Annotated in this window: 11 protein-coding genes and 3 pseudogenes; 8 read left to right on the top strand and 6 right to left on the bottom strand. The window is 41.2% G+C overall.

Features of this window, described 5'->3' with window-relative positions:
• Positions 1–1,214 (top strand): annotated as a pseudogene (gene ovoA, locus CV014_RS28180) (5-histidylcysteine sulfoxide synthase); the annotation flags it as partial.
• 201 nt (positions 1,215–1,415) lie between these two features.
• Here ovoA and CV014_RS28175 read toward each other — a convergent pair.
• On the bottom strand, positions 1,416–2,942 hold the full coding sequence (locus CV014_RS28175; protein ID WP_236145036.1) for a glycine betaine ABC transporter substrate-binding protein: 1,527 nt from the start codon (positions 2,940–2,942) through the stop codon (positions 1,416–1,418).
• 22 nt (positions 2,943–2,964) lie between these two features.
• Positions 2,965–3,273 (bottom strand): DUF3067 family protein, encoded by a 309-nt coding sequence (locus CV014_RS28170; protein WP_236145035.1) that lies wholly within the window; start codon positions 3,271–3,273, stop codon positions 2,965–2,967.
• A 226-nt stretch (positions 3,274–3,499) separates the two neighbouring features.
• Between CV014_RS28170 and petC the strand changes: the two genes are divergently transcribed.
• The 3 genes and pseudogenes from petC to CV014_RS28155 form a co-directional block, all read left to right on the top strand.
• The gene (gene petC / locus CV014_RS28165; RefSeq protein WP_236145034.1) at positions 3,500–4,039 is read left to right on the top strand and encodes a cytochrome b6-f complex iron-sulfur subunit; all 540 of its coding nucleotides are present in this window, start codon (positions 3,500–3,502) and stop codon (positions 4,037–4,039) included.
• A 152-nt stretch (positions 4,040–4,191) separates the two neighbouring features.
• Positions 4,192–5,193, top strand: coding sequence for a cytochrome f (petA, locus tag CV014_RS28160; RefSeq protein WP_236145033.1), 1,002 nt, complete (start codon positions 4,192–4,194; stop codon positions 5,191–5,193).
• Between the two features lie 216 nt (positions 5,194–5,409).
• Positions 5,410–6,804: pseudogene (locus CV014_RS28155) on the top strand (IS1634 family transposase); the annotation flags it as partial.
• 32 nt (positions 6,805–6,836) lie between these two features.
• Here CV014_RS28155 and CV014_RS28150 read toward each other — a convergent pair.
• Entirely contained in the window at positions 6,837–7,628 is a 792-nt protein-coding gene (locus tag CV014_RS28150) for an IS5 family transposase (protein ID WP_236141255.1), read from the bottom strand.
• A gap of 89 nt (positions 7,629–7,717) precedes the next feature.
• Between CV014_RS28150 and CV014_RS28145 the strand changes: the two are divergent.
• The 3 genes and pseudogenes from CV014_RS28145 to CV014_RS28135 all read left to right on the top strand — a co-directional run.
• Positions 7,718–8,086: pseudogene (locus CV014_RS28145) on the top strand (IS1634 family transposase); the annotation flags it as partial.
• Positions 8,087–8,143: 57 nt separating this feature from the next.
• Positions 8,144–8,464 (top strand): hypothetical protein, encoded by a 321-nt coding sequence (locus CV014_RS28140; RefSeq protein WP_236145030.1) that lies wholly within the window; start codon positions 8,144–8,146, stop codon positions 8,462–8,464.
• Positions 8,464–8,940, top strand: a complete 477-nt coding sequence (locus tag CV014_RS28135) for a type II toxin-antitoxin system YhaV family toxin (protein ID WP_236145029.1) — start codon at positions 8,464–8,466, stop codon at positions 8,938–8,940. Before CV014_RS28140 ends, CV014_RS28135 begins: the two co-directional genes overlap by 1 nt.
• 2 nt (positions 8,941–8,942) lie before the next feature.
• On the opposite strand, the gene CV014_RS28130 is transcribed toward CV014_RS28135, so the two are convergent.
• The 3 genes from CV014_RS28130 to CV014_RS28120 form a co-directional block, all read right to left on the bottom strand.
• Positions 8,943–9,494: a hypothetical protein gene (locus tag CV014_RS28130; protein WP_442946952.1), complete on the bottom strand. Its 552-nt coding sequence runs from the start codon at positions 9,492–9,494 to the stop codon at positions 8,943–8,945.
• 95 nt (positions 9,495–9,589) lie between these two features.
• Positions 9,590–9,844, bottom strand: a complete 255-nt coding sequence (locus tag CV014_RS28125; RefSeq protein WP_442946953.1) for a tyrosine-type recombinase/integrase — start codon at positions 9,842–9,844, stop codon at positions 9,590–9,592.
• Between the two features lie 250 nt (positions 9,845–10,094).
• The gene (locus tag CV014_RS28120; RefSeq protein WP_236145028.1) at positions 10,095–10,205 is read right to left on the bottom strand and encodes a CopG family transcriptional regulator; all 111 of its coding nucleotides are present in this window, start codon (positions 10,203–10,205) and stop codon (positions 10,095–10,097) included.
• Positions 10,206–10,257: 52 nt separating this feature from the next.
• Here CV014_RS28120 and CV014_RS28115 point away from each other — a divergent pair, with 52 nt between their 5' ends.
• The gene (locus CV014_RS28115; protein WP_236145027.1) at positions 10,258–11,406 is read left to right on the top strand and encodes an RNA-guided endonuclease InsQ/TnpB family protein; all 1,149 of its coding nucleotides are present in this window, start codon (positions 10,258–10,260) and stop codon (positions 11,404–11,406) included.
• The last annotated feature ends 195 nt before the right edge of the window (positions 11,407–11,601 follow it).

The following is an 11,601-nucleotide window of genomic DNA, read 5'->3' as shown; positions in this document are numbered from 1 at the left end:
AAGATACATTCTATCTCAATCCTGACCCTTTGAGAAATCCTCTGATTTTTTATCTAGGACATTCGGCTGTTTTTATCTCAATAAATTAATCCGTGTGGGTTTATTAGAAACACGCCTCAATCCAGAGTATGAAATATTATTTGAGATTGGGGTTGATCCCGAAAAACCAGAGGAATTAAATCAAGCGATCGCGCATTTAAAATGGCCACAAGTTGCAGAGGTTTGGGAATATCGCCAAAAAGCCTATGAGGTGATTGCACAATTTATTCAAACAACTGCAATTGATTTACCAATTCGTTCTGATCATCCCTTATGGGCTTTAATCATGGGGCTAGAACACCAGCGTATTCATATTGAAACTTCTTCAATGTTGATTCGCCAACTACCAATTTCTAGGGTTAAACGTCCCGAAAATTGGGAATACGCACCTTGTAATGGTTACACACCCCAAAATGAAATGCTAGAAGTATCTGGCGGTGTCGTCAAGATTGGTAAAGCCTTTGATGATCATACCTATGGATGGATATTGATTATGGCGATCGCACTGTAGAAGTCGCACCTTTTTTAGCCAGTAAATATCTCATTACTAATGCTGAGTTTTGGTACTTTGTCAAAGCTGGTGGTTACGAACAACCAGATTATTGGGATGCAGAATCTTGGAGTTGGGTAACTGAAAATAACATCAAACACCCTAAATTTTGGCTACCTGCAAATGGTAACTATAAATATCGTGCTATGTTTGATGAAATAGATTTACCTCTAGATTGGCCTGTCGAAGTCATCATTATGAAGCAATGGCTTATTGTCGTTGGCGGGGTGAAAATACCCGTTTAATGAGTGAAGCAGAATACCATTTGGCAACTTATGGTAATGGTTTGATAGGAGACGTAGATAATTATAATTTAAATTTAAAATTTGGTTCGCCAACTCCCGTGGGAATGCTAGAAACAGCCAAAAGTCACTCTGGCTTGTACGATTTACGGGGGAATGTGTGGGAATGGTTGAGTGATCACTTAAACCCCCTTACAGGATATCAGCCTCACTATTTATATGCAGATAATTCGGCGATTTTCTTCGATACTCAACATTACATGATGTTAGGCGGATGTTGGATAACTAACGGTACGGAAGCCTTAAAATATTATCGCAATTGGTTTCGTCCCAATTTTTATCAGCACGCTGGTTTTAGAATTGTACAAGATATTAATAATTAAGGCCATAAAGTACCTATTATCGAAACAATCAGGTTTAAAACCGGACTTTGTCCCGCTACGCTAACGCCTTTAAAGGCGGAAAGTTTTGTCACAGGGTTTTAACCTCGTGACAAAACGTAATTGCGAATTGCGTTAGCGGAAGCGGGGCGTTTAGCCCATTGCGAATTGGTTTTATGCTAGGTACTTCATAACCAGATTTATCTATAGTTTTTGAGATTTGAGCCACTCTTTAACAACAGCTTCCGCAGATAGAGATTGATTATCCACTTGATAATTCATTTTTTGCATTTCTTCCTCAGAAATTAAACCAGCCAATTTACTGATAGCTGTTCGTAACTCTGGATATTTTTTCAGTGTTTTTTGATTAAATATAGGAACAGCTTCATAGGGAGGAAAGTAACCTTTATCATCCTCTAAAACTGCTAACTTCAGTACCGGAATCAACCCGTCTGTAGTGCCTCCGGCGATAAAATCTACCTTCTTTTCTGCTATAGCTTTATATATCAATCCCAATTCCATTTGCTTAATCCCAGCAAACTTTAATCCGTAGGTTTTAGCTAACCCTGGATAACCATCCTTTCTTTCCAGAAATTCATTGCCAAATCCGGCTTGCCATTGGGCAGAATATTTAGCAGCATCAGAAATATTTTTGATATTGAAACGCCTCGCATCTTCACCTCGAATAATCATGGCAAAGGTATTATTAAACCCTAAAGGCTGCATGACTTCTAAATTAAATTGTTGATTGTATATTTTCTTGACTTTCTCATACACAACTCCACGATTACTAATAGGTTCGGATTTTAAAATTGCAGTTAATGCTGTTCCTGTGTATTCAAAATATCCGTCAATACTGCCATTTTTCACTGCTTCATGACAGATAAAAGTTCCACCCAAATTAAAACGTCTGTCAACTTTTAACTTAGTTTGAGCTTCTATTTGTTGGGCTAGTAATTCTCCTAAAATGATTTGCTCAGTAAAATTTTTAGAGCCAATTACAATTGTTGGCGGTGTTAATTGATATCCAGAAATAATTAATCCGATAATCAGTGAGATCAAGATTGCCAAAACTACAGGGATACGGCGATAAAATTGTTCCCGGTTTTCTCTTTGTTTGGTTAATTGTTTTTCTAGCAATCCCAAGAGAAAGTCTGCTCCTACAGCAATCAAAGCTGCTGGAATTGCACCTGCTAAAATCAACTGATTATTAACTGTAGAAATTCCCTGAAAAATAAATAAACCTAATCCTCCACCCCCGATCGCCGCCGCAATAGTAGCAATTCCTACACAAATCACCGTAGCAACCCTGACCCCCGCTAAAATTACGCCGGCAGCTAAAGGGAGTTCTACCAGCAATAGCAACTGCCATTGTGTCATTCCCATCCCCTTCCCTGCATCTCTTACCGCCGGATCAAGGTTAGTAATGCCAGTGTAGGTATTGCGAATGATGGGAAGTAAAGCATAAAGGGTGAGGGCAATAATCGCCGGAATTTTCCCAATTCCCCCCAGGAACGGCACAGAAATCAGAAAACCGAAAATAGCTAAACTGGGAATAGTTTGAATAGCGTTAGCCACACCAAGCATTGGCTTGGCTAATTGTGGTTGGCGAGTAATGGCGACACCACAGGGAATCCCAATACCAATTGCTACCAACATGGCGATCGCCACTAACACCAAATGTTCCCCAGTACGGAGGAGAATTTCCCCGAAATAACGACTCAAAAACAAGGTGACATCCTAACCTAATAATTCAAACTATCCATTCCGAAGCACGTTCACCCAAGTCTAAAGGTATACTAACAGCTTTGCCAAGACGGGGGCGATCGCGTGTTTGAGTGATAAAAGTCCGCACCTGCCCCGCCCCACCCAAAGCCTGAAGATAATTCGCCACACTCTCTAAATGTTCTTGATATTCCGTCTCCGTCATGGGAAAAGAAGCTTGTTCCAAGTATTTCCACATCACTTGCAGGAAAATTTTCCCCTGGGTACGGCGGAACTGGACATCGTATGAATGTCCCCATTTATCCAGCAATAATTGGTGTAACTCCCGTCCTGTCATAGTTTGTCTCATCTAGATTTTACATTTAGTTATGATGTTAAGTTCCGTAACTCAAGTATGATAAGGATATAAAGAAATGTAATGCTAACAAAATAGATGCTAAACATATCTTGCAACAAAGAAGTCAAGCATCACGGTCGGCGTTAGCATTTCGACTCTAGACGAGAGACCCTCAAGTTACTCTTGTCAAAACGCTTAACAAAATACACGAAAGAGCGCGTAGATTATGGCTCAATTTTCTGAATCTATGGACGTTCCCGATATGGGGCGACGTCAATTCATGAACCTGCTAACTTTTGGAACTGTCACAGGTGTTGCGCTGGGTGCATTGTATCCCGTTGTCAATTACTTTATTCCACCAGCTAGCGGTGGCGCAGGTGGCGGTACAACAGCAAAAGACGAGCTGGGCAACGATGTTAGCGTCAGCAAATTTCTGGCAAGCCATAATGTAGGCGATCGCACCCTAGTTCAAGGACTCAAGGGAGACCCAACTTACATTGTGGTAGAAAGCAAAGAAGCGATTACCGATTACGGTATCAACGCCGTTTGTACCCACTTGGGTTGTGTTGTACCTTGGAACGCGGCAGAGAACAAATTCAAATGTCCTTGTCACGGTTCTCAATACGACGCTACAGGTAAAGTAGTTCGCGGCCCAGCACCCCGTTCTTTAGCTTTAAGCCACGCCAAAGTAGAAGACGATAAAATCGTTCTCACTTCTTGGACTGAAACCGACTTCCGCACCAACGAAGAACCTTGGTGGGCGTAATTCAGTGCTGAGTAATGAGTGCTGAGTGCTGAGTAATGAGTGCTGAGTGCTGAGTTATTAGTTCAACAGTTGATAGTTTCAGATTATTGACTAGTGACTAATGACTAATGACTAATGACCAATGACTAATTCAATCGTTGTCCTTAAATGAGATGAGAAATGCTTGTACAATAGCGAGGTTAACTCGCTCTGCTAGAGCAATCGTAAAAGCGTTGCTCGTCGCGATCGCTGCCGTGACAATTTTCTTTACCAGCGACATCACCTTTCCTCAATCTGCGGCTGCATATCCCTTCTGGGCGCAGCAGACCGCCCCAGAAACCCCCCGCGAAGCGACAGGGAGAATTGTTTGCGCTAACTGTCACCTAGCAGCCAAGCCAACAGAAGTCGAAGTTCCCCAGTCAGTATTACCTGATCAGGTATTTAAAGCCGTCGTTAAAATTCCTTACGACACCAGCGTGCAACAAGTTGGTGCTGATGGTTCTAAAGTCGGCTTAAACGTTGGTGCAGTGTTGATGCTTCCTGAAGGCTTCAAAATTGCCCCCGCAGACCGCATTCCTGAAGAATTGAAAGAAGAAGTTGGTGACGTTTACTTCCAACCCTACAAAGAAGATCAAGAAAACGTCGTCATCGTTGGGCCATTACCCGGCGAACAATATCAGGAAATCGTCTTCCCAGTTCTTTCTCCTAACCCTGCAAACGACAAAAATATTCACTTCGGTAAATATTCAGTTCATGTAGGTGGTAACAGAGGACGCGGACAAGTCTATCCTACAGGCGAAAAGAGCAACAACAACGCCTACACTGCTGCGGCTACAGGCACAATTAGCAAGATTGCTAAAGAAGAAGATGAAAACGGTAGCGTTAAATATGTAGTAGACATCAAAACCGAGTCCGGTGAAGTTGTCAGCGATACCATTCCCGCAGGCCCAGAACTGATTGTTTCTGAAGGACAAGCCGTCACAGCAGGCGAAGCTTTAACCAGTAATCCTAACGTTGGTGGCTTCGGTCAAAAAGACGTAGAAATCGTATTGCAAGATGCCAACAGAGTTGGCTGGTTGATTGCTTTCGTTGTGCTAGTCATGCTGGCTCAAGTAATGCTAGTTCTCAAGAAGAAGCAAGTTGAAAAAGTCCAAGCTGCTGAACTTAATTTCTAAATTCTCTGCTAAATCAATAATTTTTAGACAGGCAATAAGCCTGTCTTTTTTATTTTGGTATGTTAATGTTATAACTTACCGTTCGCGCAATCGAGGATGAGTTTGGTGAAATAGATGAAATAAGGGAGAGTATCTAAGCAGGCGATCGTTTTTGGCATCCCTTGTGCCAGAAAGAAAGTTGTGTAGGGTGTAACTGTTTAATGGTAAGTGTGAGAAATGGCACATTTACCCCAAAAAATCATCTCAGAACGAATCGACGATGTTGTTCTGCTGCTAGAGGTGATGAAAAAAATGGGACTACCAGAAATCCTCAACCAACATTTGCCACGTCACTGGAAACAGGAAGGGCTGGATTGGGGATGGGTGGCTTGCATTTGGTTATCGTATATCATCTCACAGGGAGATCACCGAAAAGTACGCGTAAGAGAATGGGTAGAACAACGACACTACACCATAGAGCAAGTATGCGGAATCAACATTAGAGAAACAGACTTTACCGATGACCGTTTAGGAATACTGCTGAAGCGATTAAGCAAGCCCGAAACCTGGGGACAAATAGAACGGTTTCTGACGCAAAACACCATCCGAGCCTATGACTTAGCGGTGGAGAAAGTGCGTTTAGACGCAACAACAATCAGTGGACATCATTTAATCAGCGAGTCAGGTTTATTCCAATTTGGACACAGCAAGGATGACCCAAATCTACCACAGGTAAAATTGATGATGGGGATGATTGACCCATTAGGGATGCCCCTTGTCACCCAAGTGGTGTCTGGAGAACAAGCAGATGATGGGTTGTACATTCCTGCCTACCAACAAATTACTGCCACGTTGAACAAAAAAGGGTTGTTGTTTGTTGGCGACTGTAAAATGAGTTCACTATCAACACGCTGCAATATACATATTCAGGGAGATTACTACCTATGCCCATTATCCAGTGTGGGTAAAACTCCAGAACTTCTGGCTGGCTGGATAGATAAAGCTGTAGCGGGTAAATTTCCACTTGTTGAGATCAAGCGAACCAGTTTTCATTACAACACCGAAACCAGCCCAGGAAAGGATGTTCTCGAAACAACCATAGCTACTGGTTATGAGATGTGTCGTCATGTCGAAGCGGTTGATGATCCATTACGGTGCTGGCAAGAAAGGGTGTTTGTGATTCATTCACAGACACTTGCAAAACAACAGATTCAAGGATTAGAGACACGACTTCATCATGCACAACAGAAATTGATGGCGTTAACTCCACAAAAAGGTCGTGGTAAACGACAAATTAGGGACGTACAGGTTTTGTTGCAAAAAGCAACAGAAATTCTTCGTCAACATCGAGTCGAAGGGTTACTGAGTTTCGACTATGAGTGCCAAGAAACTGTTGAAGAAACCTACATTGGTCGAGGTCGTCCCACATCTCGCCCCAAGCAAATTACTCAGAAAATTAGGTATCAAATTCAGACTGTTATCCGCAATGAAAGTGCTATTACCCAAGCTCAAAAAACTTTCGGCTGGAGAGCTTTTGTTAGCAATGCTCCACCCCATATTTTATCTGTTCAACAAGCTGTACTGACTTATCGAGACGAATGGATTGCTGAACGTGGTTTTCATCGCCTTAAGAGGGTGTTTGAAAAGTTTTGAAGGGTGAAAATTTATGCCAGTCGCTTCGCCATGACGCGAATCATGGCAAGATAAATAAAAGTCTCCGATGTTTCGGGTAATAGCTCATAGTCTCTAACTAATCGCCGACATCCCATCAACCATCCAAAAGTTCGTTCTACTACCCAACGTTTTTTGAGTACGGTAAAGCCCTTAGTTTGTTGTGGTCGCAGAACTACCTGCACAATCCAACGGCAAAAGTCCATTACCCACTGCATGAATGGCTCGCCATCAAAACCACCGTCCACCCAAATAGTGGTCAATCGACAGACTTGGTTGTGAGATTTTTTAACCTGTTTGAGAACTTGTTTGCCTCCTTCACGTTCACCGACATTGGCCGCAGTAACCAAGACCCGTAACACTAACCCCAAGGTATCAACTGTGATAAATCGCTTGCGCCCCTTGATTTTCTTACCTGCATCGTAGCCTACGGCTTTCTGCACCATTGCAGCAGTTTTCACACTTTGACTGTCGATAATTGCCTCGGATGGACTCGGATGACGTTCAATATCAATTCTCGTCCACTCTCGTAAACTATCATGGATGTTCAACCAAGTTCCGTCTTTACGCCAGTTGCGGAAATATGTATAAACTGTCTGCCAGGGGGGAAAATCACCAGGTAAGGCTCGCCATCGTACTCCTTCTACCAGGATATAAAAGATGGCATTCAAAATTTCCCACATATCAACTTCGCGAGGACGGCCACCTCTTTTTGCTTCTGGAATTAAATCAGTAATAAGTTCATATTGAACACGGCTCAGGTTACTGGGGTATGCTTTACTCATGTCACTCTCTCGGTGCTGTGTTTTTCACTATTCGCAGCTTACACTGAGAGAGTTTTTTTACAAACTACCCGACTTTTCAAACAACCTCTAAGGGTGCGTCACTTTCCATTGCTCCCATGTTTGTGCAACGTGACGACCAAATTACCGGGCTGATTAATTTACTGAGTCTCGCCCTACGTTTGCTGACAATCATCGAGTTTGTTGTCAGACGACAACTGACTGCAATTGAGGTCAACTCTCTTGCTGGACTGTATCCTGAACATCCTAAAAAACGGACTGCTCAACCTACTGCTGAACGGTTGTTACGTGCTTTTTCTAATATCACTTTGACGATTATTGAAGCCCGTGGTCAGCGTTTTGGTTCTGTTCCTCCTTTAAACCCTCTACAACAGGAAATTATTAGTTTGCTTGGTCTTCCTCCTGATATTTATAGCAATCTTGTAGATAATTCCTCTTAGTCAAATTCTATTACGCGAACGGTGAGTTATAACAAAAGTTATAATGTTTATCCCTTTATGTCTCCAAAAAAATATCCCATAACTTATGCCAAAGTCGGCAACCAAGATGGGTTTCGTTTACCTCGTGCCTTCTCTAAAGAATACCCTCATCTAGCAAACGCCTCCGGTTACATTGAAATCTTATCTGAAAACACCTTCCTAGTTCGATTAGAAACAGATAATTTACCAGAAGAGGATGATAACGAAAGTCTAATGATGAGCCTCTTCCTAGACTTTCTCATGAAAGATGCCATACAAAACCCAGCTAATATCGTTCCTTATACTCAAGAAATGAGTGATGAAATAGATGATTTACTAGCTGATGTAGAGATAGATTAATGCCTACTTTCTCTATTAATGAATGGCAAATCTTTTTTCACCCACTGTTTAACCAAAAATGGGTGAAACTACGTGACAGAGTTCGTATCCTAAAAAATGAATTAACTCAAGAAGAGTTTATTTTTCATGCAGATGTAAAGTTATTGAAAGCACTTAATATTGGTATTAAAGAAAAAATAACTCAAGACCCATTTGCATCAAATTTTGTTCTACAAAAACCTTTACAGAAATATGGTCGTCTCAAAAAGATGGGATTACCTGAAAGATATAGATTATTTTTTAGAGCATTTAAAGAACCAAGAATTGTAATTATTCTTTGGTTAGGCTTTCCTCGCAAAGAAGGGGATAAAAACGATTGCTATCAATTTTTTACTAGAAAAGTGATAAATGGAGATTTTCCCGATACTGTGAATAATTTACTAGCGGAATGTGGTGTAGAAAATTCTGGCGCAGATCAACAAGATGAGAATAGTTAAAATTAAATACTTCGCAGACTTCCAGCTTGACAATCTCGCAACCAAGCTTTAATACCTTGGGCTACTGAACCATTACTGCTATCTCGTGGTGGTGATGGTGGTTGCTTTTGGGGATAAGCACCTGTTTGAGTAAACATCATCAAAAACTGCCGACTATCTGGGGTTTTTGTTAATAACAACCAGTGAAATTCTTGTAATTCCACAACTTTATTGTCTATATATTGCCTAGATAAAGTTGTGAAAAATACTTGCTCAATATTTTGGTTAGTGCCTTTTTGTTGTTCTACAGGTTGTAATGGCAAAGGCTGAAATTCTGGTCTACCAGCTACTAACATATAGCTAAAAATATCACTACTTCTTTGCAGACGACGACCACGTTGACCAGCCCGATTAGCATAGCTAGGTAAATCTCGCAATAGCTGATTAGTTAATGTAGACAAATCTTTTTCAGCACAAACAGATTTTTCCCCCCTTGCTGGTGAATCAGGAAAAAGTAAAAAGTTGAAAGGCACAAGGAATAATAAAATTAGTTGCCAGTCGGGGAATTGCTTCATGGGATTGGGTACAGGGAGCAAGGGGTAGGAGGTAGGGTGTTAACTTTGTACCATTTTAGGTGTTCAAAATTCATGCAAAATATATGCTAGTAGTTCTAATCAAGCGGACTACGCACAGCTTTACCACCCCTATTGAGTACATGAGTATAAATCATCGTGGTTTTTACATCCTTGTGTCCCAATAATTTCTGTACCATGCGGATATCATAACCATTTTGCAGTAAATGGGTAGCAAAACTGTGGCGAAACGTATGACAATCCACCTTTTTGTGAATACTAGCTTGACGAACCACTTGTTTTAAAGCTTTTTGTAAACTACTTAGCCTTACGGCAACGCTACGCGATTTGATTTACTAGATGTTTGTTATTTATTTCGGATAATGTCTATGCCAGCACAGCGTTTTGGAAATAGGTGGGAAAATGTTCAACAGATTGGCGAGGGCGGACAGTCACACGTATTTTTGGTGAAGGACTTTACGGTGCGTGATGCGTAAAGCCCCCAAGTATGAGGAGCAAAACCAATAAGTTTTGCTCCTCATACGTCTTTTAAGTGGGGGATATAAGTTTCGACTACGCTCAACTGCCGCGAATAGGACAAATTTATTTGTCCGTCAAGGTTCTAATTAGTTCTCTAAGGATGTCATTTAAGCTACGCTCCTTCTTGTGGCAATACTTTACAAGAATTTCGTATTCTTCGTCCGAGCATCTCACAGTTATTTTTTTTATGCCGTCATAATGACATTATTTATGATACAATACTAACATGAAAACCCTGAAGTTTAAATTGTATCAGCACAAAAGAAATAGATTCCTCAAGCGCATGATTAACGCGAGTGGGGTAATCTACAATCATTGTATTGCCCTACACAAACGCTACTACCGGATGTGGGGCAAACACATTCGCTGTGCAAAACTTCAAGCTCATATTGCTAAACTGCGGAAGCGTAACCCATTTTGGCAGACCGTAGGCTCTCAGGCAGTACAGGATATTTGTCAACGCATTGAGAAAGCCTACCAATTGTTTTTTAAACACAATAAGAAGGGGGTTAGACCACCAGGATTTAAGAAGGTCAAGAAATATAAATCATTCACCCTAAAGCAAGCAGGTTATAAGTTTTTGGGTGGCAACAGAGTCAAAATTGGGAACAAGATTTATCAATTTTGGAAGTCTAGAGAAATAGAGGGAACAGTCAAGACTCTAACTATAAAACGCACACCATTAGGCGAATTGTTTATGGTTGTTGTGGTCAACGCCGAGCGGAGCCGAGGCGTTGACGACGGTAGTAAGTCAGAAGTCGAGATTAAGACGGGTAAAATCGCTGGTTTTGATTTTGGGTTGAAGGCGTTTCTCACTTGCTCAGACGGTACAAAAATTGATTCTCCTCAGTTTTTCAAACAATCTCTAAACGCTATAACCAAAGCTAGTAGGCAGCATTCTAAAAAATTAAAAGGGTCAACCAATCGTGACGAAGCCCGCAAGAATTTAGTACGCAAGTATGAAGATATTTCTAATCGTCGTCGTGATTGGTTTTGGGAACTAGCTCATGAGTTAACAGATGAGTTTGATGTTCTCTGTTTTGAAACTTTAAACCTCAAGGGAATGCAACGACTTTGGGGCAGAAAAATATCAGACTTGGCTTTTGGTGAATTTCTAAAAATTTTAGAATGGGTTGCCAAAAAGAAGAATAAACTGGTTGTTTTCATTGACCCGTGGTATCCCAGTAGCAAAACTTGTTCTAGCTGTGGACATATTTTAGAAACCCTAGATTTGTCAATTAGACGTTGGCGTTGTCCTTCATGTCAATCTGAAAATGACAGGGATGAAAACGCCAGCTTGAATATTCAACGAGTCGGGAGTTCGACTCTAGGCGTAGGAGATGTTAGACAGTCCCAGACTGCAATCTCTGTCTGATGCCTGAATCCCCCGTTTTTAAAACGGGGGAGTGGCTCAAAGAAAACTTTCTCAAAAAAACTTCTTAAAGAAATTTCTAAAAGTCTTTCAGCTTCCTACCCGCCATTAAAATCAAGCATCATAACGATTCCTCGATTCCTTATTTTCAACTATGGACTACCGAAACCACATCACGATCGAACCAAATAAGCGCGG

The sequence above is a fragment of the Nostoc sp. CMAA1605 genome, from assembly GCF_021596505.1.
Taxonomy (GTDB): domain Bacteria; phylum Cyanobacteriota; class Cyanobacteriia; order Cyanobacteriales; family Nostocaceae; genus Trichormus.
Note: the sequence above shows the minus strand (reverse complement) of the source record. Positions and strands in the feature narration are given on the sequence as shown.